Annotated in this window: 28 protein-coding genes; 15 read left to right on the top strand and 13 right to left on the bottom strand. The window is 53.9% G+C overall.

What is annotated here, in order from left to right:
- Nucleotides 1-178 precede the first annotated feature (178 nt).
- The gene (locus tag ACR0IK_RS23405; RefSeq protein WP_480643530.1) at nucleotides 179-700 is read left to right on the top strand and encodes a GNAT family N-acetyltransferase; all 522 of its coding nucleotides are present in this window, start codon (nucleotides 179-181) and stop codon (nucleotides 698-700) included.
- Nucleotides 701-970: 270 nt separating this feature from the next.
- On the opposite strand, the gene ACR0IK_RS23400 is transcribed toward ACR0IK_RS23405, so the two are convergent.
- From ACR0IK_RS23400 to ACR0IK_RS23370, 7 genes are all read right to left on the bottom strand, one after another.
- On the bottom strand, nucleotides 971-1,594 hold the full coding sequence (locus ACR0IK_RS23400) for a class I SAM-dependent methyltransferase (protein WP_480643529.1): 624 nt from the start codon (nucleotides 1,592-1,594) through the stop codon (nucleotides 971-973).
- A gap of 37 nt (nucleotides 1,595-1,631) precedes the next feature.
- Entirely contained in the window at nucleotides 1,632-1,850 is a 219-nt protein-coding gene (locus ACR0IK_RS23395) for a helix-turn-helix transcriptional regulator (protein ID WP_480643526.1), read from the bottom strand.
- Nucleotides 1,851-1,853: 3 nt separating this feature from the next.
- The gene (locus ACR0IK_RS23390; RefSeq protein ID WP_298855541.1) at nucleotides 1,854-2,303 is read right to left on the bottom strand and encodes a hypothetical protein; all 450 of its coding nucleotides are present in this window, start codon (nucleotides 2,301-2,303) and stop codon (nucleotides 1,854-1,856) included.
- Between the two features lie 146 nt (nucleotides 2,304-2,449).
- Nucleotides 2,450-4,354, bottom strand: coding sequence for a type IV secretory system conjugative DNA transfer family protein (locus tag ACR0IK_RS23385; RefSeq protein ID WP_480643525.1), 1,905 nt, complete (start codon nucleotides 4,352-4,354; stop codon nucleotides 2,450-2,452).
- A complete protein-coding gene (locus tag ACR0IK_RS23380; RefSeq protein ID WP_480643524.1) occupies nucleotides 4,347-4,505 on the bottom strand; it encodes a hypothetical protein in 159 nt (52 codons plus the stop codon). The genes ACR0IK_RS23385 and ACR0IK_RS23380 overlap by 8 nt, the downstream gene beginning before the upstream one ends.
- Nucleotides 4,506-4,517: 12 nt before the next feature.
- Nucleotides 4,518-4,769 (bottom strand): P-loop NTPase family protein, encoded by a 252-nt coding sequence (locus ACR0IK_RS23375; protein ID WP_480643523.1) that lies wholly within the window; start codon nucleotides 4,767-4,769, stop codon nucleotides 4,518-4,520.
- A gap of 60 nt (nucleotides 4,770-4,829) precedes the next feature.
- Nucleotides 4,830-5,513 (bottom strand): IS6 family transposase, encoded by a 684-nt coding sequence (locus ACR0IK_RS23370; RefSeq protein WP_480643521.1) that lies wholly within the window; start codon nucleotides 5,511-5,513, stop codon nucleotides 4,830-4,832.
- A 174-nt stretch (nucleotides 5,514-5,687) separates the two neighbouring features.
- Here ACR0IK_RS23370 and ACR0IK_RS23365 point away from each other — a divergent pair, with 174 nt between their 5' ends.
- Both ACR0IK_RS23365 and ACR0IK_RS23360 read left to right on the top strand, forming a co-directional pair.
- Entirely contained in the window at nucleotides 5,688-6,797 is a 1,110-nt protein-coding gene (locus ACR0IK_RS23365; protein ID WP_480597293.1) for a DUF4172 domain-containing protein, read from the top strand.
- 146 nt (nucleotides 6,798-6,943) lie between these two features.
- The gene (locus tag ACR0IK_RS23360; RefSeq protein WP_480643520.1) at nucleotides 6,944-7,204 is read left to right on the top strand and encodes an AAA family ATPase; all 261 of its coding nucleotides are present in this window, start codon (nucleotides 6,944-6,946) and stop codon (nucleotides 7,202-7,204) included.
- A gap of 87 nt (nucleotides 7,205-7,291) precedes the next feature.
- On the opposite strand, the gene ACR0IK_RS23355 is transcribed toward ACR0IK_RS23360, so the two are convergent.
- Nucleotides 7,292-8,368, bottom strand: a complete 1,077-nt coding sequence (locus ACR0IK_RS23355; protein ID WP_170336593.1) for a LacI family DNA-binding transcriptional regulator — start codon at nucleotides 8,366-8,368, stop codon at nucleotides 7,292-7,294.
- A 130-nt stretch (nucleotides 8,369-8,498) separates the two neighbouring features.
- Nucleotides 8,499-9,506: a LacI family DNA-binding transcriptional regulator gene (locus ACR0IK_RS23350; RefSeq protein ID WP_217359715.1), complete on the bottom strand. Its 1,008-nt coding sequence runs from the start codon at nucleotides 9,504-9,506 to the stop codon at nucleotides 8,499-8,501.
- A gap of 214 nt (nucleotides 9,507-9,720) precedes the next feature.
- Here ACR0IK_RS23350 and ACR0IK_RS23345 point away from each other — a divergent pair, with 214 nt between their 5' ends.
- The 7 genes from ACR0IK_RS23345 (at nucleotide 9,721) to ACR0IK_RS23315 (ending at nucleotide 16,192) form a co-directional block, all read left to right on the top strand.
- The gene (locus ACR0IK_RS23345; protein WP_170336595.1) at nucleotides 9,721-10,989 is read left to right on the top strand and encodes an ABC transporter substrate-binding protein; all 1,269 of its coding nucleotides are present in this window, start codon (nucleotides 9,721-9,723) and stop codon (nucleotides 10,987-10,989) included.
- Between the two features lie 74 nt (nucleotides 10,990-11,063).
- On the top strand, nucleotides 11,064-11,909 hold the full coding sequence (locus tag ACR0IK_RS23340) for a carbohydrate ABC transporter permease (RefSeq protein ID WP_480643519.1): 846 nt from the start codon (nucleotides 11,064-11,066) through the stop codon (nucleotides 11,907-11,909).
- Nucleotides 11,906-12,742 carry a carbohydrate ABC transporter permease gene (locus ACR0IK_RS23335; RefSeq protein WP_170336599.1) on the top strand — a complete coding sequence of 279 codons (837 nt, stop codon included), beginning with the start codon at nucleotides 11,906-11,908 and terminating at the stop codon, nucleotides 12,740-12,742. Before ACR0IK_RS23340 ends, ACR0IK_RS23335 begins: the two co-directional genes overlap by 4 nt.
- A 23-nt stretch (nucleotides 12,743-12,765) precedes the next feature.
- A complete protein-coding gene (locus ACR0IK_RS23330; RefSeq protein ID WP_170336601.1) occupies nucleotides 12,766-13,806 on the top strand; it encodes an ABC transporter ATP-binding protein in 1,041 nt (346 codons plus the stop codon).
- Nucleotides 13,807-13,818: 12 nt separating this feature from the next.
- The gene (locus tag ACR0IK_RS23325) at nucleotides 13,819-15,096 is read left to right on the top strand and encodes an amylo-alpha-1,6-glucosidase (protein WP_480597141.1); all 1,278 of its coding nucleotides are present in this window, start codon (nucleotides 13,819-13,821) and stop codon (nucleotides 15,094-15,096) included.
- Complete coding sequence (locus ACR0IK_RS23320; protein ID WP_480597144.1) at nucleotides 15,093-15,779, top strand: D-lyxose/D-mannose family sugar isomerase; 687 nt, start codon at nucleotides 15,093-15,095, stop codon at nucleotides 15,777-15,779. The genes ACR0IK_RS23325 and ACR0IK_RS23320 overlap by 4 nt, the downstream gene beginning before the upstream one ends.
- Nucleotides 15,767-16,192, top strand: coding sequence for a GNAT family N-acetyltransferase (locus ACR0IK_RS23315; protein ID WP_170336607.1), 426 nt, complete (start codon nucleotides 15,767-15,769; stop codon nucleotides 16,190-16,192). Before ACR0IK_RS23320 ends, ACR0IK_RS23315 begins: the two co-directional genes overlap by 13 nt.
- 272 nt (nucleotides 16,193-16,464) lie before the next feature.
- Here ACR0IK_RS23315 and ACR0IK_RS23310 read toward each other — a convergent pair whose 3' ends face one another.
- From ACR0IK_RS23310 to ACR0IK_RS23295, 4 genes are all read right to left on the bottom strand, one after another.
- Nucleotides 16,465-17,097 (bottom strand): tyrosine-type recombinase/integrase, encoded by a 633-nt coding sequence (locus ACR0IK_RS23310; RefSeq protein WP_170334882.1) that lies wholly within the window; start codon nucleotides 17,095-17,097, stop codon nucleotides 16,465-16,467.
- A gap of 231 nt (nucleotides 17,098-17,328) precedes the next feature.
- On the bottom strand, nucleotides 17,329-18,504 hold the full coding sequence (locus tag ACR0IK_RS23305) for an alpha/beta hydrolase (protein ID WP_170400931.1): 1,176 nt from the start codon (nucleotides 18,502-18,504) through the stop codon (nucleotides 17,329-17,331).
- Nucleotides 18,505-18,758: 254 nt separating this feature from the next.
- Nucleotides 18,759-19,505, bottom strand: coding sequence for an outer membrane protein (locus tag ACR0IK_RS23300; RefSeq protein WP_253282656.1), 747 nt, complete (start codon nucleotides 19,503-19,505; stop codon nucleotides 18,759-18,761).
- Between the two features lie 68 nt (nucleotides 19,506-19,573).
- Entirely contained in the window at nucleotides 19,574-20,647 is a 1,074-nt protein-coding gene (locus ACR0IK_RS23295; RefSeq protein WP_170717657.1) for an AraC family transcriptional regulator, read from the bottom strand.
- Between the two features lie 479 nt (nucleotides 20,648-21,126).
- Between ACR0IK_RS23295 and ACR0IK_RS23290 the strand changes: the two genes are divergently transcribed.
- The 5 genes from ACR0IK_RS23290 to ACR0IK_RS23270 all read left to right on the top strand — a co-directional run bounded on the left by ACR0IK_RS23290 (nucleotide 21,127) and on the right by ACR0IK_RS23270 (nucleotide 26,060).
- A complete protein-coding gene (locus tag ACR0IK_RS23290; RefSeq protein WP_170431627.1) occupies nucleotides 21,127-22,182 on the top strand; it encodes a DUF1214 domain-containing protein in 1,056 nt (351 codons plus the stop codon).
- A gap of 17 nt (nucleotides 22,183-22,199) precedes the next feature.
- Entirely contained in the window at nucleotides 22,200-23,210 is a 1,011-nt protein-coding gene (locus ACR0IK_RS23285) for a DUF1254 domain-containing protein (protein ID WP_170694911.1), read from the top strand.
- 40 nt (nucleotides 23,211-23,250) lie between these two features.
- Entirely contained in the window at nucleotides 23,251-24,039 is a 789-nt protein-coding gene (locus ACR0IK_RS23280) for a transporter (RefSeq protein WP_170400928.1), read from the top strand.
- Nucleotides 24,040-24,199: 160 nt separating this feature from the next.
- Nucleotides 24,200-24,553: a phosphate-starvation-inducible PsiE family protein gene (locus ACR0IK_RS23275; protein WP_170334894.1), complete on the top strand. Its 354-nt coding sequence runs from the start codon at nucleotides 24,200-24,202 to the stop codon at nucleotides 24,551-24,553.
- 436 nt (nucleotides 24,554-24,989) lie between these two features.
- Complete coding sequence (locus ACR0IK_RS23270) at nucleotides 24,990-26,060, top strand: agmatine deiminase family protein (protein WP_480643517.1); 1,071 nt, start codon at nucleotides 24,990-24,992, stop codon at nucleotides 26,058-26,060.
- Nucleotides 26,061-26,267: the final 207 nt, after the last annotated feature.

The following is a 26,267-nucleotide window of genomic DNA, read 5'->3' as shown; positions in this document are numbered from 1 at the left end:
TCCAGCGTGACCGGCCCATATTCTGTGCCGCTCATGCGGAGGCATCCAAGCGAGCAAGTATAGGGCCGAGCTCTCAAAAACCCAGGCGACGCAACTCTGTCTAGTGCATCGGAATACCAACCGCCGACCTTGGGGGTATCTGGTGCACAGGCAAAGGTAAGAAAGATAGGAATGAAATATGAAGCAATCAGAAATCGATGCCATCTTGGCAGTTCACAGACTGGCGTTTGGCGAAGCAGAAGGTGAAGAAACGGCTCAACTCGCCAAAGACTTCCTTGATCATCCGGAAACGATCTCAATCAGTGTCAGCCGTGACGGGCGGATCGCTGGCAACGTGCTGTTCACCCCATTTGTCTTCGAGGATCACCCGGACACAAAATGCTATCTCCTGGCGCCTTGCGGCGTATCGCCGGAATATCAAGGTCGTGGCGTCGGCAAGGAATTGATGGAAACCAGCATCGAACACCTAAAGTCCATCGGAACAGACGCTGTGTTCGTTCTGGGTGTCCCGTCCTTCTACCCTCGGTATGGTTTTGTCCCAACAGACAAACAAACGCCTTACCCGGATCTGCTGACAGCGCATGAAGCATGGATGGCACTTGAGCTGACGGCCGGAACGATCAACAGTCTGAACGGCAAAACAAAGGCGATCCCACAGTTCATGCAACCGCACTGGTGGGACACTTCGGCGCGCGGGTAACGCCAACGGCCCTGAACCAAGCATTCGGCGTCGTAGGTCGAATGCTTGGTTTGTCCGCGACATGTGAGTTGTCCTGACAATCCTCGCTGCGTCGTCAACGAATGGCAGCGATCTCCGCCGCCACGCGGCGTACTAGACTGAGCATTTGCAGCGATTTTCGTGCTGCGTGCGCACGCAGCGAGAAAAGAGGATGACCGGGTTGGGCTCTCTCCAGCCGTTCTCTGCGTCGTGCGTGAACGGCCGGGTCAGTGTTCTCAGATGTCGAAAGAACTAACCGCTGTTCCTTGCGATGATGAAAGCAGTCGAACCCGTTTCGGGACGCCACCTGTGTTCGATTTCGAACCCATGAGCTTGCATACGCTCGACAAGGATTTCTTGCGTCAGGACGCGGATCTTGGGCAATAGGCCGATGGCCCCGAGAGCTGGTATGACGAACTTCTCGAAACCTTCCAGGCAGACCGTCGAGCTGAAGAACAGGCCACCTTCTTTCAAGGAACTGCGAACACGATCCAGTGTCGCGTCAAGATCCAGGACCAGGTGCAGGATCGACATAGCCAGTACGGCATCATACGGTTGACCCTTCGCCGGAATAGGCCAGCATTCGAACGAGCTGATTTCAAAGTTGATGTTCTTGATGCCCTGTGCGTTGGCTTTTTCCTTGGCGATTGAGATCATTTCGGAGGAATAGTCGATGGCGTCGATATGGGCGACTTTTGGGGCGTGAATGAGCGCCGTCGTACCTGTGCCACAGCCGAATTCCAGGACGCGGTCTTGGGGGGACAGGTGTCTCGCAGTAGTGTCGAGCTTGTATTCATAGGCGGCTTGGTTTTGGACCGGACGGCGGGCATAAGAGCGCGCCATCAGATTCCAGAACCGAGTTGGGTTGATGAACATATCTATTCCTTTGGTAAGGCAGCGCGGACGCAGCGAATTAGCTGGCGTCTTGGATGTCGAAGACTTTTTCGAGGGGCTCGTCGAACACGCGAGAAATCAAGATCGCCAGTTCGAGCGTTGGTGAATATTTGGCGTTTTCAATGGCAACGATGGTTTGTCGGGTGACTCCAACCTTTTCGGCGAGTTCTTTTTGCGTCATTTCATCAGCGTCAAAGCGTAGACGTCTAATGTTGTTGGTGATCCTGAGCTTGCCCATGGATCAATACCCCCGCCGATAGCTAGCAAATTTGACAATATCTGCTGACAGGGATCCGAAAGCCATTCCGAAATAAATGATGTTGAAGCCGGTGAGCGCTGATGCGTTGAGAGCCATCGCGACGACGGCTGAGACAAAACCCGCACCCGCGAAGATAATGATGGCGTAGCTGCCACGGCGCTCGAACATCTTATCACGTTCATCAACGACGAAGCTGGGTTTGGGTTCGTGTGTAACAATCGCAAATCCAATGTTGAACAGTATTGTGCCGATGATGGTGGCAACGACGCCCAGGGGGATCAGCCAGATCACCATGCGGGCCCAGTTGTTCACAGCGTCTGGGCCATCAAACGATCCAGAGGCATTCATATCCAGAAGCCGTGAAACAACAAATGCACTAACGGCGAGGTTCACGAAGATCGAGACCACTGTATTGCGATCTTGGTAGGTCATTTCTGAAATCCCTTTTGAGCAGGACACTTCTGTGAGTCGATTATTGTTTACTCCTTGTATGAAATATTATACACAGAGTCTAAAATAATATACCAATACATCGAAGCGTAGTTGCAGCGCGTGCTCGATGATGGGCATCTACGCCTTCAACTGGAGTGCTGCGCGTTTGCGACTGGGCTCGACGGTTGCGTCGCCAACTTCTCCACCGCCATATCTTTCGCTGACCGGCTTTTCCGCTTTGCGACCGTGCGCTGCGCATCAAAAGCTGCCTGAAGTTCCTGATCTTTTTCCGAAACCTCTTTCACCGGGGCAGGGGCCGGTTTCGCTTCAGCCAGAGCCTTTGCGGTGTCCCTGGCTTGCTCTGCAGCCAAATCGAGGTGTGTGCCCTTGATCTTCGGACTATCGCCACCCAAGAACTGCATGAAATACGGATCTTCGAAGTATCGGATCTTGTTTGCAGTCACCGGCATCTTGCCTTCGCGGATCAGCACAACCTCATTCTCAGGCAATCGGCCAACGTGTTCGGGCCGGAGCAGGCGAATGCCTTCCTCACGTTCCGATATGCTGCCCATTTCCATTTTACCGAGCGCCCGAGACTTCGATTTGTTCATAACTGTTTTGTCACCGATGGACCTGGACACGTGTTCGCGCACCTCTGAATCTTCGGATGCCGCAAACATCTGCGTCCCGGCGTTTGCCAGCATCGCCCGCACACCTTCATGCCCATAGATGTCCTGCAGGCGCGACAGTGTTTGCGAAATCACGATGATCCGGCCACCGAACGATCGCATGGTGTCATAGGCTTCAACGACGCGCTCAAGATGGCCGAGGCGCTGAAACTCATCGAGCAGCATCAAGACCTTGAACGGCTCATCTGGGCCCGGTTCGTGGGTTTCGATTGTGTTCACCAGATCGAGGAAGAACAGGCGAATGAGTGTCCGGAACTCTTTGACCTTCTTCCCCGGCACAGAAAAGTAGATCGAGGTGGGGCGCCGACGCAGATCTTCAAAGTTGATGTCATTGCCTTGGGTGGCTCTTGCCACTGACGGGTTACGCCAGAGCTGAAGGCCGGAGTTCAGCATAACCGAAACCGTTGACCGGAGGATTTTGGATTCTTCGGCTGCTAGATTCAGGAACTCATCTGCTGCCCGGGCATAGCCTACTTCTTCAGCCATTTTCTCATAGTCCTTTTGCTTGGTCGTTTTGACCAGGCGCAGGACTTCGGAGATGTATGGCCGTTTTCTTTTGATCGCCAACATCGCCATTGCGCAGAACATGCCTTCGACACCCCCCATAAAGCCCTGCGCGGACGAGCTGGGCGTGTCGAACATCTGGGTTGCAACCTGAATCACTTCTTCCCATCGCCGGTCCAGATTGTCGGCACGCGCTGCGCGGCGCAGAGGGTTGTAGCTGTGGCTTTTGTCGGGGTTCTCGGGATCGAACACAAAAACCTCATCACCTATTGCTGCCCGCCGCGCGCCGGTTGTCTGGAAAATCTCGCCTTTGATGTCCAGGACGACGCAGGAGCCATTGAAACGCAGAACATTTGGGATCACAAAACCGCTGGTTTTACCCGAGCCTGACGGGGCAATGAACATCGCGTGTGGCTTTTGAACGCCGGGACCGGGCTTATAGTAGATTGCGTTTTTGTCCTTTGGCTCACCAAATTTGGCAAACACGATTTCACTATCCAGTTTGTCTTTGAGCTTCAGCACCGAAGCATAGCCTTCCTGGACGAGCTGAGGGGCCTTTGCAAAACTCGCATCACCGTATTTCGTTGAGGGACCACGCAGCGCAGCCGCCACAAATGCAAAGGTCAAAACACCCACTGCGACCACCGCCACCAGACCCACGATCTGCTGCGTCTCTGCAGGCTGTGCCATGAACTTCTCTGGGATCGCCCAGATGTCCAGCCCGCGAAAGCCTCTGGTGTTGATGTATTCGAGCGCCAGCCCGATCACCAACACCGCGCAAGCCGAGGTAGCAACAAAGCCCATTGTACCGGCTATCGCTACCTTCTTGCCTTTGGGTAGATCCTGAAACTCAGCCATCGCTCAGCTCGCGTTTGAAGAAGCACACGATGCCAAAATCTGCACGTGCGACACCAACCATTTCCCAGCCCTCATTGCCCAGCTTTGCGAATTTCTCGCTGGCGTCGTCGCGTTCCGAAAAAGGCACGTCTCGATACTCGAATTGCTTCATCTTTGTACTCCTTCAGATAAGTTGTTCAGCGGTCATCAAAGGCGGAAAAATCACGCCGTTGACCTTCCGTTCGTCCCCGATTTTCTTCATGTGAACGATCATGTGAATGGTGGCCCGGATGTCATCGACCACCTCTGACTTTTGAACGGTCGGAGATCCGCGACGCACCATCTTGCTCATCCGTCCAATGGCATCTACGGGCGAGTTTGCGTGCATGGTGCAGACAGATCCATCGTGACCGGTGTTTACCAGTTCCAGGAACATATTCGCGGGTTGTGTCGCAAACTTTTGGAACGACCAGAACCATCGATATTCTAGACGCAGTTATCCTGCGATCTTAGCAAACATCCGAAAGCCTGAAGTCGTATCACTAGAGAATTGCTTCTTCCGGATCATGTTGGCTACCTCAATGCCATCCAGTGTGGCTGAAGCTGATCTGAACGACTTGAACCCACACATGTGCCGCACGCGTCGTTTGATGAATCTGTGATCCTGTTCGATTATGTTGTTCAAATATTTGGACCTGATCGTCTGTACTTTAGCTGGGCAGCCGAACCGCTTCAGGATTCTGTTCACTTCTCGAATGCCAGCTGCATTGGCGCCACTCTTGTCTATCACGATTTTGTTTGGGATCCCGTTTGACGACAGTGCTTTGGCAAAGAACCTGGTGGCCGCTGAACGATTTCGTCGCTCAGACAGCATGAAATCAAGGGTATTTCCCGTTTTGTCGACCGCTCGATAGAGATACATCCACTTCCCGCGCACACGAATATAGGTTTCGTCCATGCGCCATGAACTCTGAGTTGGGCGCTTCTTTGATTGCGCACGAGCAGCGACTATCGGCGAGTATTTCACTACCCACCTATTCAGTGTGGCGTGGTCAACTCGCACACCGCGTTCAGCCATGATCTCTTCCAAATCACGATACGAAACTGTATACCGCAAATAGAAATATACAGCGTACAAAACGGCATCCTTGGGGAAATGGCAGCCTTTCAAGGAAATCATGCTGAAACCTGTTGGAGAACAATACGCGGACAACAAACGTCGGATTCTGCATGCTCGTCAATCTAGGCCCAAAGTTTGCGACACAACCTTTGAAAAAGGTGAGCAATAGGATTGACCTCTATAAATCACAGACCCATAAATAGTGAGCTATAGAAAGAAGGCTTATACCTCACGATGTGGAACTGGCAGAACACTGACTGGCCGACCTTTCGTTACGACGCCACAAGACTCGAACCATACGAGCAACAGTTTCTGTTGTCCTCAGGGGAAGTTATTGGAGCGGTTCATCATGTGAACACATCGGATCGAGATCAATTGCGTATCGATCTGCTAAGCGAAGAAGCAATGAAAACCAGCGCGATCGAAGGTGAGATGCTGGATCGGCTCAGCGTGCAATCTTCCTTGCGTAGGCATCTTGGATTGGCTCCCGACAGCTATCCATCCAAACCGCGCGAGCAGGGCGTTTCAGAGATGATGGTGGATGTTTACTCCACCTATTCGGAGCCGCTATCACATGGCACCCTGTTTCGGTGGCATGACATGCTTCTGTCTCATGACAGGCATCTGGAAAAGATTGGATCATACCGGAGCCACGAAGATGCGATGCAAATCGTCTCAGGCCGCTTAGACCGCCCAACGGTGCATTTCGAAGCGCCGCCCTCGCATCAGGTGCCGACTGAAATGGATCATTTCGTAACCTGGTTCAATCGGACCGCACCAAATGGTCCCGAACCATTGCGCGCACTGATCCGGGCCGGATTGAGCCATCTGTATTTCGAGAGCATTCACCCCTTTGAAGACGGCAATGGTCGGTTGGGCAGGGCGCTGGCGGAAAAATCCCTGGCGCAAAATATTGGTCAGCCAAGCCTGATTGCCCTTGCTTTCACGATCGAGCGAGAGCGGAAGGCATATTACGACCAACTCGAACGTCATCAAAAGACGCTAGACGTGACACCATGGCTTATCTGGTTTGCAGAGACAGTCCTTACAGCACAGCAGGTGACGCTTGAGCGGGTCGGCTTCTTTATTGCCAAGACGCATTTCTATGACAGGCATCGTGATCAATTCAATCCCCGCCAAGGCAAGGTAATCGCACGTTTGTTTAAGGCTGGACCGGAAGGGTTCAAAGGCGGGCTGAGCGCCGAGAACTATATTTCGATCACAGGAACGTCGCGCGCCACGGCGACGCGGGATCTGCAGGATCTGGTAGAGAAAGGTGCTCTGAGCCGAACGGGTGAACTTCGGTACACGCGATATTGGTTAAAGCTGGATCGGGACGGGTAGGGGGCTGAAATACGGCACGAAGGGAGGGAAGCGGAAGTTCGCTGCGATTGCGAACTGAAATGACAGCATCTGCGTTAGCGGACCTTGGCGAATGAGTTGAAGCGGGACTGCAAGATCGCACGAGCATCAAATGGAGATTGACGAAGTTGGGACCAAACGCCTACGCAAGTACCGAGGTTGTAGACTTCACTGCAGCCATGGATGCCGGGATATTCGGCATCAATGGAGAGACTGGTGCTGGCAAGACGACCATATTCGACGGCATCTCTTTCGCCCTGTTCGGACAGTCATCGGGAGCAGAACGCTCGGCAGAGGACATGGTATGCCACCACGCCCACGCGGCGGATCTCACTAAGGTCGAGCTCGTCTTTGATCTCGGGACCGAAACTGCCCGCCAATTTCAATGATGCATAACTATCCAGAAAGTTTGCGACAGAACCTTTTCGCCTGCCACATCGCGTGAGGTAGCCATGGCCGCGCGGGAAAAGGTAGGATTAACCCCGTGAGCCTAGCGCTGGAAACCCAATAGAATCCCGACGGACTAGGACTGCCTTTTCGAGATGCTTGCGCTTTTTTGGTGCTTCTGTGTTTTGAATGTGCTCCATCAAAAGATTCGCCAGTTGAGCGCCTGACCTTCGATAATTGACTGAATAACTGGTTAAGCCGGGAGAGAGACAATCGATCATTCTATGGTTCCCGAACCCAACAACCGAAACTTGGTCACCGACCAAAATCTCTAATTCCCGACACGCTGCATACACTCCGAACGCAGCCGCATCACTTGCGCACAAGAATGCTGTTGGCGGGTTCTTCGACGATAGTAACACTCGAGCAAATTGTTTCGTTTCTTGCATGTTTGAACCACAGGCGCTCTGAAACCCTGGTACCATGGCCAAATCAGATTGGCTCATCGACCGATGAAAGCTTTGCAACCAATGATCGGGTTCGATGTTGCTCTTTTTGAGCCCGACAAACGCAATTCTGGTGTGTCCGCTACCTTTAAGTATGGACACCGAGTTAGCGATGCACCCATCGATATCAACATCGCAATAATGGCTGCTCAAACCGTCGACATGGCCGTAGGTGACAAAAGGCACCCCAAATTCAGTTAACATTTCAATGCGTGAATCGTTGGTGGTCGGAGCGGGTATGATGCAACCATCGACGCGTTTTTCTTGAATGATCAGGCGCTGGATTTCTGAAAGCCTTTCAAGACCGTTCGTCGAACAAACCGTCAACGTCCAATCCCTTGACAGAAGCTCGTTGCTAATCCCTTCAATCAATTCGAGCGTTGCTAGTGCATTCGCTTCCTCATACCCCTGCGGCAAAATAATGGCTGCAGACTGGCTCGTACCTTTCTTAATGGATCTTGCGATAGCTGACGGATAGTAACCAAGTTTTTTCGCCGCATCTTGTACTCTTTGCTTTGTTTCCGTTGATATATCGGAATAGCCGGAAAGTGCTCGCGAGACGGTGCTCTTAGAAAGCCCAGTATGTTCGGACAGGTCTGCGAGGGTTGTTACCCTTGGGCCAACCTTCCTTGAGTGCTTTTTCTTGCTTCCATCCGACATAAGGTTGTTCGATATCTACGGGGAAAACGATGTCGAGATGCTAGGGTGCAACGCAACGCAAACTAGTCCTTCGCTCCACGTGCTGGACGAGTATCGACCTGCTGCTGTAACAGTCTGAGCTGAAACATTTTTAAGGATTGGACACGACTCCTGAGGTTTCTCGCACTTTCAGCGTTGCGGAGTATTCGAGATGTCGAACAGGGAGATTTGGTGAACGCATTCGGTCCAGCAGGATCTCTGCCAAGCGCGTGCCTAGCATTTTGGGATTGATCGCCATGGTAGTTAGGCCTGGGGTAGAGATACTGGCATCCTCGATGTCATCGAAGCCCACGACCGAAAAATCACGTCCTGGCTTTAACCCGGACCGGATCAATCCCAAGCAAGCTCCAAGTGCGGCGACATCTCCATTGCAAACGATGCTTGTCACCTCGGGGTGCTGCTTGCGGAGTGCCGCGATAGCGTCAAAACCAGCGCGCTTGCTCTCTTCACAAGGCCAAACAATTGGCTGAACGCCATCCAACTGTTTAAGAGCGTCTAGGTACCCCGATATACGCTCTTCACGTACTGATGTTTGCTCGGTACCGCCAAAATAGGCAATGTGCCTGTGCCCTAAATCGATCAAATGCTGGGTGGCTTGACTGAGAGCTTCAGTGTTTAGAACGCCGACGTAGTCAAGAGACTTTGAAACCTTTCGCATGAAGGTGACCGTGGGTACGCTATGAGCCTTTATAAGCTCCAATGATTCTTCGTTTGTTTCGATCGCCGGAACCCATATCAATCCACCTCGACCAAATCTGATGCACGCTTCCATGAGACGAGCCTGGCGTTGAAGTTCGTCTTGCGCATCGAGAATCGAAACCATGAAACCTTCAGTTTCAAGAAGGTCCACGGCGCTGCTGACTACTTCAGAATTAAATGGGTTTGCCAAGGTGTTAAGCATAAACCCTATTTCACGGTTTTCACCTGAACGCATAGTGGCCGCTGCGTGATTTGGAACGTAGCGCAGTCGCTTCGCGGCGCTCAGGACTTTCTGGCGCGTCTGCTCTGAAATCCGGCCGGTGTCGCGCATCACCTGACTGACGGTGGGTACTGATACGCCCGCTTCTTTGGCAACGCTGGATAGGGTGGGCTTTTTCATTATGGCAGCAGTTTTAGATATAACGTTATTCTAGATTTGCAGGCGACTCAAAAAATATCAAGTAAATTATGAATAGCGTGAGATAGTCACAGGCTTGACTCGTGATATAACGTTGTATCATAGTGCCTCCATTCGCCATAGGTTAATCCAAGTTCGTCGGCGAGGGAGGGAGGTTGCCAGGTTTCGGTCAACCTCAGGCATAACGGAGGAAAACATGTCTATTCATTCGAAACTGGCGGGTGCCGTATCCGGTGTTGCCATGCTTGTTGGTGCCGCTGCCGTACAGGCGGAAACCCTGTTTTGGTCCACGCAGGCCCGACCTGCTGAAGAAGCGCAGGCGATGCGGACCGAGGTTCTCGGCGGATTTGATGGCGAAGTTGATTACCAGCCGAACGAAGATGGGCCTTGGCTGACACGTCTGCAAGCCGAACTACAAGCTGGTTCGGGGAGCATTGATTTGCTGGGTTCATTGCATGGTAACTTCTCGGCGATGAACCCCGAAGACCTGATGGATCTCGGCGATCTGGGTGTCACGTCAGCCTCAGACACCTTTAACGATCTGGCCAAGCTTGGAACTGACAGCCTTCACTACATGCCATGGATGCAAGCGAGCTATATCATGGCCGCGAACACTGAAGCGCTGCAGTACTTGCCTGAAGGTGCAGATATCAATGCATTGACTTATGACCAGTTGATTGCCTGGGCGGCCAATGTTGAAGAAGCGACCGGCCAGAAGAAATTCGGCTTTCCTGCAGGTCCCAAGGGGCTGAAGCATCGGTTCTTCCAGGGCTACCTCTATCCGTCCTACACAGATGGTGTTGTGCGTACTTTTGCGTCGCCAGAGGCCGTGACGGCATGGGAGAAATTCAAAGAACTATGGAGCCACACAAACCCTGCATCGACCAACTTCTCTTTCATGCAGGAACAGCTGTTGAACGGCGATGCCTGGATCGTTTTTGATCACACCTCACGTCTGGCGCAAGCCTTCAACGAGCGCCCTGACGACTTCGTTGCCTTTCCGGCACCTGCGGGTCCGACTGGTCGCGGTTTCATGCCTGTTCTGGCAGGTGTTGCCATCCCGCGAACCGCGCCAGATGCCGAAAGCGCGAAAGCTCTGGTAACTTATCTGATGCAGCCTGAGACGCAGATCGCGACCCTAAAGGCAACCAACTTCTTTCCTGTTGTTGATGTCGAACTGCCAGACGATCTGCCGCCTTCTGTCAAGGCAGCAGGCGAAGCGGTTGCCACAATGAGCGGATCGGCAGACGCCAATCCTGGACTATTGCCTGCAGGCTTGGGCAGCATGGGTGGTGATTTCAACCGTGTCTATGTGGACACGTTCGAGCGCATTGTTTTGGCGGGGCAACCCATCGAGCAGGTTCTGGAAGATCAGAAGAAACAGCTTGAAAAGATCATGAACGAAACTGGCGCTCCCTGCTGGGCCCCTGATGCGCCTTCAGACGGCCCATGTCCCGTCGAATAAGTCCAAACAAATAGGTGGGCCGCTTTGGCGGCGGCCCGTTTCCCAGCATTTTCCCAATTCAAAGGAGCGGTCCGATGGAAGCGCGGCTATTGCCATACTTTCTGATCCTCCCGGTGACCCTGTTTCTCTGTATGTTTTTCCTCTACCCGTTTGTGCTGGTTGCGCAGGAGGCGTTTGGAACTGAGAACGGTTTTACACTGGATAACTTTCGTGAGGTTGTGAGCTACTGGAAGTTCCCGATCTCGATGAAGAATACATTCCTTCTGGCCGCTGCTGTCGTGCCGATCCAGCTGGCACTGTCCCTTCTGATGGCCACGATGGTCACGAAGATGCAAAAGGGCCGCGATCTGGTTCTGTACATTTGGACAATTCCGCTTGGCATCTCTGACCTTGCTGCCGGTATCATCTGGCTGGCGATCTTCGAGCAATCGGGTTTCCTGAACTCGATGATGGTGGGACTTGGTGTCACGGACCAACCTGTGAGCTTGCTTAGCTATCAATCCCCCTGGATCGTCTTCCTGGCGATTATGCTGGCCGAGATTTGGCGCGCAACCGCGATCATGCTTGTGATCCTGGTGGCGGGCATCGGTTTGATCCCCAAAGAATATTATGAGGCCGCCGATGTGTTTGGAGCCTCTCGGTGGAAGCAATTCACCCGGATCACCCTGCCAATGTTGCGTCCATCGCTGCAAACAGCACTGATCCTGCGCGTCATTCTGGCATTTGAAGTCTTTGCAGTCGTTGCAGCGCTCGGTGGCACGCTCTTCCCGGTGCTCATGGGCGAAATCTATGCCTACCAATTTGACCTGCAAAATGGCGGCGGAGCAGCTGCACTGGCGATCATCGTTCTGATCATCTCGATCGTCTTTACTCTGCTCATCATGCGCGCACTGCGTGTCCCGAAAGGAGCAACGATATGACCGCTGTAGCTGATGTTGTAGCACCTGACGCCCGCAAGGCGGGCAGGGGGATCTACCGGGCCGGAGTGATCTTGCTGTGTGCCTGGGTGATCGTACCGCTGTACCTGTTGTTCGTGAACACGATGTCTTCACCGGAAACGGTGAACAGCTTCCCGAAGAGCTTCATTCCGGAGTTCAATATGGGATCCATAAACTTCTTCATGGGGTTCCAGGGGATGCTGATGGCTTTGTGGAACTCGGTGGTGGTTGCTGTGCTGACGATGGTGATGTCAATCACCATCGGAGCGCCGGCTGGCTACGCTCTCTCTCGGTTTGAATTCCGCGGGAAAGAGCTGTTCCGGCTGCTGATCTTGCTGACGCGGGCTTTCCCGCTTCCGCTTCTGGCGCTTCCGCTTGCGGTTCTCTTTATACGCACAGGACTCGATGACACGGCCTTTGGCCTGTCTCTTGTGCACACGACCCTGGCGATTCCGTTCGCGGTGCTAATCACCTTCTCGCTCTTCTCCGGCATTCCGTTGGAGCTGGAGGAAGCAGCCTGGACTTTGGGCTGCACGCGATTGACCGCATTTACCAAGGTGATCCTGCCTCTGGTGTTGCCAGGTATCACGGCTTCGGCGATCTTCGCCTTCGTGATTTCGTGGAACGAAGTATTCGCGGCCGCCGTGCTGACCATCGAGAACCGAACGCTTCCCGCGTTTCTATTGCAGACATTGGGCGAAGCTCCGTTGCACCTGAAATTCGCAGGCGGCTTCATCCTCGTGGTGCCTGCACTGATCTTCATCTTCGCTGTGCGCAAATATCTCTTTGCCATGTGGGGCATCGCCAACCGCTAAGCGGTGGCCGAAAGGAAACTGTTATGGCTGAAATACAGATCAAAAACGTCGCCAAGAACTTTGGATCTTACCAAGCTCTTCACGACATCAACCTGACCATCGCAGACCAGGAATTCATGGTCCTTCTGGGGGCCTCTGGCTGTGGTAAGTCTACGCTACTACGTATCATCGCCGGACTTGAGACGGCTACAACCGGTGAAGTCTGGATTGGAGGGCGTCGTGTGGATCACCTATCGCCCAAGGATCGCGGCATTTCGATGGTGTTCCAGAACTATGCGGTCTTTCCACACCTGACGGTGTTCGAGAACATCGGCTTTGGTCTGCGGATGCAAAAATTGCCTGATGACGAGGTCAAGCGCCGCGTCGAGCGTACGGCAGGTTTGATGCACATCGAGCAGCTCTTAAAGCGCTATTCGGGCGAGCTGTCAGGCGGACAACGCCAGCGTGTGGCGGTTGCCCGGGCGTTGGCAATGGAACCTGATGTGATACTGATGGACGAACCGCTTTCGAACCTGGACGCTCTGTTGCGGATGGAAATGCGGGCTGAGCTAAAAGGTGTTTTGGCCGAAAGCGAAACCACCGCCATTTACGTGACACACGATCAGGTCGAAGCCATGTCAATGGCCGACCGGATAAGCGTCATGCATCAGGGCAAAATCGTTCAGGCAGCCTCGCCTATCGAGGTGTATAGGGATCCAGCGGCCGAGTTTGTGGCCAGTTTTATCGGCAATCCACCGATGAATTTCCTCCCCGCTGAAGCTGCGGGCTCCGGTCGCTGGACAGTGGCGGGACAGAGCTTTGATGGACCGGCAAGTGGCAAAAATCTGAAGTGGGCCATTCGCCCGGAAGATCTGCGCATCACGGATGCAGGCTTTGCAGCACGCGCCAAGGTTGTTGAGCCCTTGGGCGCACATCTGCTGGTAACCTGTGATGTCGACGGGCACCAGTTCCGCGCTGTTCTGGACAGTGAGCTTAGCGTGAAGCCCGGCGATGTACTTACGCTGGCGCCCCAAGAGGGCAGAGGGCGTTGGTTTGACCCAGAAACCACTTTGGCCGTCGCTTAAAGGAGAAGCACAATGAGCCAAGCGCTGATTGATCAGGCCCGCAAAGTCATGGACGGAAATGACCGGGGCAGCTACACCGTGCCCACCCATGGTCTCTACCCCTTCCAGTGGAATTGGGACAGCGCTCTATCTGCGCTTGGCTTTTCGCACTACGATATTGATCGGGCATGGGTCGAAATCGAGACCTTAATGGCTCATCAATGGGCCGACGGTATGGTGCCCCATATCATTTTCCATGAACCTGATGATGGATATTTCCCTGGCCCCGACGTTTGGGGAACAAACCGAGTCGTACCCACGACAGGTATTACGCAGCCAGCCGTCGCTGGCTTTGCCTTGCGCAAAATATTTGATCGCTCTGAAGACAAAGTTCTGGCGCGCAGGCGGCTTGCTAATCTACTGCCCAAGATTCATGCCTGGCATAAATGGTTTTACAAGCATCGTGATCCCGAAGCCTCTGGTCTCGTGGCGATCATCCACCCGTGGGAATCTGGTCGAGATAACTCGGTAGATTGGGACGAGGCGCTAGAAGGCGTTCCCATGGAGGGGGTCGCATCATTTACACGGCGCGATACAACACACGCCAACCCTGATCATCGTCCGACGGACGAGCAGTACCGAAGGTATATCTGGTTGGTCCAAACCTTTCGACGTTTGGGTTGGGACAACGCAAAACTTCATGACGCTTCGCCTTTCCGCCTCGTTGATCCGGGGTTTAATGCCATCCTGATACGATCCTGCGACGATGTCGCGGAACTCGCCGAACTCATAGGTGATCCCGATATGGCCCTTGAAGCACGCGCGATGGCGGCAAAGGGTCGTGCTGCGATGGAAAGTCTTTGGAACCCAAAGCTTGGGCAATATACATGCTACAACCGCGCTGCGGGAATTTTGCAGGACACGCCTACGGTCGGCGGAATACTTGCGGCGTTTGCACAAGTGCCAACTGCACGTGCTGAAGCTTTGGTGGCAAGGATCAACTTGTTGTCCCAGCGGTGTGTTTACTTGGTGCCAAGTCATGACCCTGCGGATAGCTCCTTTGACAGCAGGCGCTATTGGCGAGGACCATCATGGCTCATTGTGAATTATATGATCGCCGATGGTCTGATCCTGGCGGGCCAAGAGGCTATGGCACAACGTCTTCTAGCAGATAGCATGCGTCTGATTGAGAAAAGTGGCTTTGCGGAATACTATGATCCAGTCAGCGGCGAACCATGTGGGGGCGGAGACTTTACCTGGACGGCTGCAATGGTAATCGAAATCCTCAAGGTTCAAAAAGTGCCCGCATGAAGCGCTCACGTATCAACGAGATCATGGCGCACGCCGACGACGTAATTCGCTCTCACGGTTTTACTTTGCCACCTTTCGCCTATTGGTCACCCGAGGAGTTCAAGGCACGTGAACGTGACGCCCGTCACGTGATCGACGCGCGTTGCGGCTGGGATATCACCGACTATGGTGACGGTGATTTTGATAGGATGGGGCTGTTTCTTTTCACGTTGCGCAACGGTCTGCAGAGTGATTTGGCCAAAGGTGGGGGGATGTGTTACGCCGAGAAACTGTTGATTTCACGGCAGGATCAGCTGTCGCCCATGCACACGCATGTTCTAAAGGCTGAAGATATCATCAACCGCGGCGGCGCGACCCTGGTCGTTGAACTCTTCGGCTCGGATGGCGCGGGTGGGTTTGCAGAAGACTGCGGTGGTGTGGTCTGGTTGGACGGCATCTGCCACAACTTTAGTGCGGGTGAGAAACTGCGCCTGGCGCCCGGTGAAAGCGTCACTTTACGCCCTGGTGATTGGCACGCGTTCTGGGGCGACGGTGGCGATGTTCTGATTGGTGAGGTTTCGACCGTCAATGACGATGAGACCGACAATATCTTTCGTGAGCCCATTGGACGTTTCTCAGAGGTTGAGGAGGATGCTTCTCCGACACATCTTTTGGTTAGCGATTATTCAAAATGGCTTGGCTGATTGAGGAAACAGACAGCGAAGATCTCGCGCTGGAATTAGAAGCCTCCTTGTTGAACGAACTGAGCCGCCGTCGACCGCAAGGGGTCAACAGCACAATTGAACTTGTCTGCCATAAGGATGGAGTTCTGAAAGGCGGGCTTCTGGGTACAACATCTTACGGTTGGTTCTTGCTAAAAATACTTTGGGTGGCCCCACCGTTTCGGCGTCAGGGGCTGGCAAGAGCCCTGTTCGACCGCGCCTGTACCTTGGCCAAGGCGAGAGACTGTCACAGCGTGTGGCTCGATACCTCAGACCCTAAGGCCCGACAGGTCTATCTTCGTTGGGGATTTGTACAGTTTGGCCATCTGGAAAACGGGCCGGATAAGACGCCCCCTGAGCATTGTCGTTGGTTTTTGCAACGTTTAATTATTTGATCCACAGTGCGAAGCCTTGGAGTGCATTGTCGGCTACTCACAACGGATTTGCTGCAGAGTTTAGTTGAGGTGTCTCACACCGCGATTACAAAGCGCATGCAACAGTTATTCGAGAGGGAAGCGCCGAGGCAATTATTTTCGCAGACTGTTGGTTCGCCAGATTCTCAAGTTCGCGACTGCGGCGAATGGCGGCTTCGGCGGGCCGCGTCGCAGCGATCACGGATATTGCTCAATGGCAGGATTGGGCCGCCTGCGAAAGCGACCCAACTGCACTAGATTTCAATGGCTTCGGCGATCGCTAGAGCGTCTTCAAGTTCGACGCCCAGATATCTAACTGTGCTGTCCATCTTGGTATGTCCAAGTAGCAACTGTACCGCGCGCAGGTTGCCAGTCTTCTTGTAGATCTGGGTTACTTTGGTACGCCGCATTGAATGCGTTCCGTATGCGCTTACCTCAAGGCCGATGGATGTGACCCACTCACGGACGATCCGTGCATACTGGCGAGTTGAAATGTGCAAGCGCTCATGGAAGCGGCCAGGCCAAAGATACTCCGAGCCAACCATAAGTTCATCCTCCATCCACTTCTCGACTGAAGCTCGCGTGCCCTCGGAAATCTCGAAGCGGACTGGTTTCTGAGTTTTGCTTTGCAGGACGGAGGCACGCTCTTTGATCTGTCCCGATGCCATCACGTCGACGACCTTCATCTTCACAAGATCACAGCCGCGAAGTTTGCTGTCGATTGCCATATTGAACAGCGCGAGGTCGCGATGGTTCTCGGCCAGTTCAAGTCGAACTCGGATCGCCCAGACGTGCTTTGGCTTCAGCGGTCTTTTCTGGCCAACGATACGTCCTTTGTTCCAAGCTGGGCGAAGCGCGCGAATGGCTGGTAAATTTGGTGTTTCCATGACTGATCCTCCGATCCGCCATGCCCTCCCAAAGCGACAACCCGACGTTGACGAGGCACCATATCAGAGGATTTCTGCGCTGCCTCCGAGGTCTGCAGAGAGCCCACTTCTACCGATGCTGCGCGTTGCTCGAACGTCAGCTTTGCGTTGAGCATTCTAGGTGCGTTGTCAGGCTCATAGATTAAATCCAGAAACTGGTTCTAATGGTTCTGACCCACTGGAGTCCCAGTACTAGCTGCCATTTCGAAAGCGTTGCAGTGTCTGCGGATAATTCGATGGAAAACTCCAGACAGCTTCGCCCGGAGCACGCACAAGCCCGCGCGCTTGAGGATCTCGGTCTGTAAGCAGAGAAATGAACAGGTCACTGCTGGCCCAGGGCGAAGACCGAAAGTACCAATGCCCGTTTCCTGTATCGGCTGCTTCGGCCTCGGTCACATCGATGATATGTAGGGTTTTCATCTCAGACAGTCGGCGCTGGAACAGAGACCCATTTATTGCTTCATCGGAAACCTGACCCAGACGGTCGCGGCCGAAGACCAACCGTGACATCGCCAGCGCTGAATCGGTCTGCGATTGATAGAGTGTCACACCTATAACGGCATCCAGAAGGCCGTCTTCAATTGATTGCAAGAAATAGCTTCGATCAAGATCGCTGCTGATCAGGATCAACTGCCCCAGCCGCGGCTTTGGCCCAGGCCGCAAAGCAATCTGATAGGCGGCTTCAAATGCGAGCCTTGAGCCTGCGCTGTATCCTATAAGGTGAATGCGCCGGGCGTTGGTGTTTGCCGACAAGTATTCGACAAGAGACCGCAAATTGCGGCGCGTCGCCAATGCAGATTCCTGATCCCGAAAATACGCCAAGCGATTGGGTGTAGCGGGCCAGTTGTAGCTGATGAAGGCGCCCTGATAGCCCAGAAAGTGTTGCAACTCTTTGGAGACAAGGGTCGAGTAATCAAAATCGACATTGTAGCCATGGACATAGATGAAAATGTCTTTGTTGCGAGAGGCTGCAAGGTGATCGTCAATCCATTGGGCAAACCGAAGTCCGGCTGCCTTCATCTCCTTTTGCGAAGGTGGATCGTTCATGTAGCGCGTGACACTGAACGGCATGACACCAATCTCTTGTACGTCAGACAAGCTGAGCGTGTAGTCCTTAGCGCGGTCGCGCGTCATGGTAACGTGGCGAAGCTTTTTCAACGTCGCCAATGGGGGGTTGCTTTGCACTTCGGCAATGCCGGTACGCAGAATGTGACCGCGCTCATTGTTGTAATAGGCTTGTGGGTCGCCGGGAACCGCGGGCAGCCGATCTGTAGCGTAGAATAGCTGCGAACGCTGCACGAAATTGTCTTCCGTGATGTCCTTGTAAGGGTCAAAAGCAGCCTCGGCATAGACCGTTGGGGAGGGCATCAGTTCAATTTCGTCATAGATGTTTGGCCCGCAGGCAGCGAGGACACAGAACGAACACACGGTTGCCGCAGGCAAAGCTCTGGCAATCAGTCGCCTCGTCGTTCCTTTTCTGAATTGCCTTTGTCCGACTGTTCGCATCCGGCTGCAATTGTCGGTCCCAAGCATGTCGGCACCGCTGCTCGCGCCTTGGCGCAACTTCGATACTACAGACCTGTTTGTGTTCGGCATGGCCGCCTTTCGCATAATGCCCTTACTCAGAAGCTGTAGGTCACACCCAACACGGGTCCGAATTGTGAGAGCTTGAACCTGCTGTCAACTTCACCTTTGTCGACCATGATGTAGCGATAACCTGCGCGCAAATTCCACTTTGGAGCGATCGCATAACCTACCGTTGCCAAAAACTGTGCGGTTTCGCGATCTGAGCGAAATCCACCATAGTCGGCCAAGGCAACGGCCGACCATCGGTCATTGATCTGATACCGGATACGGGCCGCAATCAGAGGGTCTATCCAATCGTCGCTGGCACTGGAACTTGGTGCCGGGGTGGGGCCGCCGACCAGAGTGATCGTGCTGCTCGTCTCAAACCAGCGAAACCCGCCACCGAGATCGACGGCCAGGTTTTGGTCTTGATAGGCCGTGTAAGCGGCATATCCACTTAAAAACTGCGTCTTCAGACTGGTTTCAGCGCCACTGAACACCGGGCCGGGAGTGTCATTGTCAAAGGACAGGTCTGTGCGCATGTAGTCCGCGATCAGCGACCACCGGCCACTTCGCGCTTCAAGTGTACCCATGAATGCCAGATCAAGGTTTTCAACCGCTTCACTGAAGCTGAGTTCCGACTCCAGCGATCCAATGGTTGTCTTGGTGTCCGCCGCGTAGATGTAGAAGCTGCCGGAAAAACTCCAGTCGGAGTCCTGTGCCACTGCTGTTGATCCGCCGGGCAGCATCGTCGCCGCAACCAGAAAACTGCTTGCGATACACCGTATTTTTAAGCACGCCATGGCCCGCTCCCCCCTTTGCCTATCCCGAGTTCGAGGCGCGGCAAAAGATGGGCCGCGCCGTTGTCCTGTTACGTTTCACAATCGCATTCGACCGGGTCGAGTATCGGAACAGATGCCTTAACGCTATTCATTTCACGGGCGCGAAACTCTGACGGTGTTTGACCCGTCCATTTCTTGAAGGCCCGTGTCATGGCCGTCGCGTCAGAGTATCCCAAATGATCAGCGATATCGCCCACCGACAATTCAGACTTGGAAAGCAGATGTTTCGCCTGGTCACATTTGGCTTCGATGACGATGCGCGACAGTGATGTCCCATAGACAGCAAGCCGTCGGTTGAGAACCGCGCCTCGAAAACCGCATGCCTTGGCGAGCGCCGTAGCCGACAAGTCCGTGCGCCCGACCCTTGAGTTGGCAACGCTTTGGATCGAACTCAACAAGTCTGTAGGTACAGGGTTTTTTTCGTCCTGAGTGGTCAACACGTACTCGGTCGCGGTTCGGTTAACCAGTTCAAACAAAAGCCAGGCACTTGGGAAGCGGATGGAATACCCGTCTGAGCCCGCACCTACCGCCCGGATACCGTAGAAGTAAGACGGGAGCAGATCAGGACGGTTCACACGCACAAGAACCTTATTTGCTTCCCAACGCTGACCTGCGGTTTCATGCAGCAACGTAGCCCATCGGCTGATCTGAAACGCATCCATATAGGCGGGCGAACAGCATGGCGTGAACCTGCGTTTGGCGGACAGCACGGCGAACTCTCCAGAGACATCGAGTGTCATGGTGACCGCGTTTGTGTTGTTTCCCGCATGAACGCAAAACCTGGCAATGAAATCGGCCAGCGACTTTGCTACGCGAAAGGCCTGTCCGAATGGGGATGCAACGGTCGGATCTGAAGTTTGACCAACAAGTGCTGGAAAGTCTGGGGATGTCTTTTGTGCGACGGCTTCAAACACGGCATAGACAGTGTCGTGCGGAATGAAACAACTCGGAGCGTTCAATTCCGAGAAGGATAGATCGAATTCCGCTAGGAGACTTTCTACAGATTGACCGGATTCTTGAAACGCAAGCAAAAGCGGCACGATAACCCGCCCGCGTGTAAGCGGCGGTGTTCTGTGTTGAGCATGTGCGTCATGCCCTGTCATCATAGCTCCTTAAGACCCCGCAATTGAAAGGTCGGGCACGTCAAGCATAGACCAGCGCGGCTCTGTGTCCCTGACCTGCGTCAAAGCGGAAGTCACTTTTTGAGGTAAAAAAGTCAGGTGCCCGCTGGTAGGGGCTCAATCGAATTGAACCACGCTACCCGCAGAGAGTGCGCTCTAAGAGATTGACATCACCACACGAATAATAGGACCGCCGTCGGGTCAATATGCAAAGAGAGTTTCTAGTTGTTGGCCGAAACGCTATCGCTACCTGTCATTTTTAACCAGTTTTCGGAAGCGGTCGCTCCAATCTGTCAGGGCATACATTCGAACTTTGTGGTTTGTTGGAGAGAGATGGCCAAGGCTCCAATTGTAGCATTTTAAAAAACAACAAAATGAGAGGCGTGAGAATGCGCTTTTGATCAGGTGCCGGGACCATCAAGCAATGCATTTCTGTAATTGGCTAGTGGAGCGGGCAAACTATGAATCTCACGCACAAACGCTGGAAACTTGCTGCTTTAGCTGTCCTGATTGGAAGCACAGCGACCGCTCAGAGCTTTGATACCACGGTCGATGCACTTGCTGAGACATACGAAGTGCCCATTACCATAAACAACTTTGTTCGGGCTGCTACAGACAATGAACTGAAGACGTACAATGGCCTGGCCGGAGGCGTAAATCAGTTCTTTCACTTCAAAGAACCCACCCCCATCGACAATCAGCCCACCATTCGGATGAATCGCGACACACTCTACAGCGTTGCGGTTATTGATATCAGCCAAGGCGCAACCTTGACTCTGCCCGATGTGGGCGACCGATACATGACGACGATGGTGGTCAATCAGGATCATTTCATCAATGAAGTGTTCGACGGTGGCGGTGTGTTCCAGCTTGACATGGGTACATTCCATACCCCCTACGTACTTGTTTTCATGAGAATACTGGTGGATGCCGAGAGCCCCAAGGATGTTGCGGCGGTCAATGCAATTCAGGACGGGTTCACCATTGATGCTGCCTCCGCAACGCCCTTCGAAATGCCCAATTACGACGCGGAGAGCTTTGAGGCGCTGCGCCAAGCCGCAATTGAGCTGGGCAGGTTCGCCACAGACAGCGTCCGGACTTTTGGTAAGGCAGATCATGTAGACCCATTGCGCCATTTCCTTGGCACAGCAGTCGGCTTTGGTGGGCTGCCAGAAGACGAGGCCTTTTATCTTAATATCGAGCCCGGCCTGCCGCTTGGGGAATACAAAATCCAGGTCCCGGCGGATGTGCCAGTGAACGCATTCTGGTCCGTGAGCCTTTATAATGCAGACGGGTTTTTTGAACTCAATTCCCTCGACACGTATGTGGTCAACTCGGTCTCAGGCACCAAGAATGACGATGGCAGTGTGACCGTGCACTTCGGCGGTTGCAACGACGGACGTGTGAACTGTCTCCCGATCATGGATGGCTGGAACTATGCCGTGCGCCTTTATCAGCCGGGCCCAGAGGTCATCGACGGAAGCTGGGTCTTCCCCTCCGTAGAACCCGCAAACTGAACAACAGGATGCTTACGATGAAAAAGCTTCTTCTGACAGTCGCGCTTACACTCCCGACAGGCGTTTGGGCCGAAGACATGGTCGATGTGACCGTCGACACCCTTGTGCGCGCCGAGACAGATCACATGTTTCGGACCAACATGGCCAATCTCGGCCTCGCTGTTGGCGAATTGGGGCATATGCGCGAAGCCACCACACCGGATAACCAGCCCGTCATCCGCATGAACCAGGACACGCTCTACTCCGGCATTCTGCTGGATTTGAGCGAACCCGTCGAAGTGACACTGCCTAAAGCGGATGGCCGCTATATCTCGATGCATGTCATCAATCAGGACCACTTCATGTATGCCGAGGCAGAGCCCGGCACGTATCAAATCACACAGGAAGACCTTGGTACGCGCTTTGGTTTCATCGCGTTTCGCACATTCGTCGATGTGACTGACCCGGATGATATTGCCGCCGCGCAAGCGGCACAGGATGGAATTGTCGTCAGCGGCGGTGGAACGGGCCCGTTTGACGCGCCCAACTGGAACACCGAACAACTTGCCACTGCGCGTCAGGCGATAAACGATTTATCCTTGCTGGGCACCGATTCAGCCCGCGCCTTTGGCAGAACAAAGGACGAGATTGATCCGGTTCAGTTTCTGGTCGGTGCGTTCTCGGGTTGGGGCGGTCTTCCGCCTGAGGCCGCGATCTATCTGTTGGACGCGGTCGATCAGAATGACGGCGAAACACCGCATGCGGTAACCGTCAAGGATGTGCCGGTTCGGGCGTTCTGGTCGGTGACTGTCTATAACGGTGACGGCTTTCTGGAAGCCAATGATCTGGGCGTAAACAGCTACAACGGTTACACAGCCGAAGCAGCAGAAGACGGCTCGGTCACGTTGCATTTCGGTGGGTGCGACGATGGCCGCGTGAACTGTCTGCCGATCACTTCGGGCTGGAACTATGCGATCCGCCTTTATGAGCCGGAGGATGCAATCCTGAACGGCAATTGGACCTTCCCGAAGTTGGAGCCGATCAACTAGGCCACTCGCCCAACCTGCATTTCAAAAGGAGTACACGGCTATGCGTCGATCCCATACTCTTATGGGGCTGCTTTTTGCAGCCAGTGCCGGAACCACAACCGTTGCAGACGAGGCATCCGATCTGGCCCAGGAACTGGCCAACCCGCTTGCGGCAATCGTCTCGGTTCCGTTTCAATTGAACCATGATGAAAATCTGGGCGTCTCTGATCAGGGCTCGCGCACCACGCTGAACTTTCAACCAGTCGTGCCCTTTCAACTGAACGATGACCTTAACCTGATCACCCGAACTATCATTCCTTACATCTGGCAGGAAGACGTTGTGCCGGGCACACGCCAGGAGGGGTTCGGAGATATCCTTTTCTCTGCGTGGTTCTCGCCAATCGGAACCGGGGACATAACGTGGGGCGTGGGTCCCGTTGTGCGCTTTCCAACCTTTAGCGACGTATCGAGTGATACATGGGCTGCTGGGATCACCGGCATTGCACTGCGACAGACCGGTCCGTGGACCTATGGTGCGCTGGCCAATCATCTGTGGGATCTAGAAAGCAACCCCGACACCCCCACGAATGTGAGTTTTGTCCAGCCCTTTCTTGCTTATTCCACCGAAGGCGCGTGGACCTATTCGCTGCAAAGCGAAAGCGCCTATGACTGGGAAACTGATGCCTGGGCTGTGCCTATAAACGCTTCGGTCTCCAAGCTGGTCCAATGGGGGGCGCTGCCGGTCAATCTGCAAGCGGGGGCGGGCTATTGGCTCGAAGCGCCCGAAGTGGGTGCCGAAGGCGTTCGCTTGCGTTTGCAGGCTCAGGTCGTCTTGCCCAGAGGGCGCTGACGTTTGGCTGAAGAACTTTTTATGAAACGTCGAAAATAGGGAGGTCTTGATGGCCGATCAGATGCAACGCAATGCGCAAGCGCATGTCGAGCTTGACCCTGACCATTAGGATCTGATTGTCAGAAGCTGCAATCGGCTCATTCGACACGCCGTTCGGGTGATGTCTTTGTTCATGGTCGTTGTGATCGGATTTGCCGTCATCGACGCCGGTTACTCGTTCTACATCAAGCTTGTAAGTCCACCGGTCCTGATTCTTGACGTCAGTGTTCTGTTGGAGGTTTTTGCGGCCGCGCTTGTTGTGCTGATCGCTATCGAGATTTACACGAATGTCACGCTCTACCTGACGGCCGATGTCATACATGTGAAGCTGGTAGTTGCAACTGCCCTGATGGCCGTTGCCAGAAAGGTCATTACACTCGATACGACGGACCTGGAGCCGCTTTATTTCGTTGGGTATTCTGGACTCGGTCTGGCGTTTGGTGTCACGTATTGGTTGCTGTGGCGTGGCAAGTAGATATTTCAAAGGACGCCTGTATCGACGCTGGCATAAGCGAGATCGCCGACATTAGTGTTTTTTTGAAGCCGCAATCGCCTCCTTATTCAGCCAAAGAAGAAACGCTCGAAAATCTTAAAGAAATCCGGAAGCAGACCTTGGCACCTGCCCGGTGAAAGTTCCCTTTGTCCGCTGTTCAGACCTCTGGAAACGCGTCGATATCGCTGGCGCAGCGAATGTCCGGTTCGGGGAAGCTGCGCTGCAGCGCCTCACTAAGCCACGAAGGTCCGGTATGGGCCGCTCCTCATCAGGGTAGTGGGTTTGCGAGCAATGGATGCCGCATCGCATCCGAAGTTCGCAGAAAGCCTTATCTAAGCGATGCTTCACCTTGCGCCGATGTCTACTATCCCGCAAAAAACAGACTGGATAGCCATTTCTCAAACGATTGTGAGGGTTTATGAAGCGGCGTAGTATGATTGTCGGCAGCGGGGCATTCGGAATGGTGGGATTGCTCGGGATGAATAGGGCGTCGGCCAATTCTGGGTTCTACGTGCCGCCGGAAGAAGATCAGCACCAGCTTACCTTGATGCAATGGCCCGTAAACCGCAGGGTTCATCCTGACCCTGTCTTTCTCGACATGGTTCAGCAGACGATTGCCGATATCGCGAATGCGATCAGTGAGTTCGAGCCGATAACGATGCTCGCCGCTGCTGAGGATCATGCAGGGGCACAGGCAAAGCTTTCGGAGAAAGTAGAGTTATGGGACATCCCCACTGAAGATCTTTGGTGCCGCGACGCAGGACCGATCTTTGTGGTAGACGGCGCAGGCGCTCTTGCCATCAGCCATGTCCAGTTCAATGGCTGGGGCGAAAAACAAGTGAATGCCCGCGATAGCCTGATTGCCGAGCGTGTTGCTGAACGTCTGGGGCTGCAGCTCTTGCCAACCGGATTACGCGGAGAAGCGGGGGGCGTGGAGCAGGATGGGCATGGTCTGTTGATTGCAAACGAAAGCAGCTGGGTGAACGACAACCGAAATCCCGGCCTTAGCCGCGACGAGATCGAGCTGCGGTTGCTGACCGCCTACGGCGCGGACCGGATGATCTGGTCGCCTGGTGTCTGGGGCGAAGACATCACCGATTACCACATCGACAGTCTTGCGCGGTTTTCTGGTCCGGGGCGTGTACTTATCAATCTGCCGGATGATACCGATCTAGAAGACCCGTTCCATTTCGCTGCCGTGGAGACACATGATGCGCTTGTTGCAAGCGGTTTGGATGTAGAGGTCATTCCTGAGCCGGTGATCCGCCGGGTGAACAGCATTGATTTCGTAGCCTCCTATGCAAACTACTATGTCTGTAATGGGGCGGTGATTGCCGCCGAATTTGGAGACCGAGAAACCGACGAGATCGCACGAGAAGCCCTTGCGCGGCACTATCCCGGGCGGGAGATCGTAACTCTGAATGTTGACCCATTGGGCGAGATGGGTGGCGGTATCCATTGCGCCACCCAGCAGATGCCTGCCGTATGAGCTGGTTTTCGCGTAGCGCCAGCATCATCGAGGCCGCAGCCGCGCTTTTACCTTCAGAACAAGTAAATGCTGCGCGATGTATGAAGGTCGGCTTTCGGGATTCAATTAAGTGATGCTTAGGCTCAGGACCCATTGATTTCCGTATAGCGGCGTGATTCACGGTTCGAAAACGAGCGGTGAACATGTCTGATCTTTTCTGGCTTACAG

The organism is Ruegeria sp. BF7, from assembly GCF_056538605.1.
This window is presented reverse-complemented; position numbering and strand designations above follow the sequence as displayed.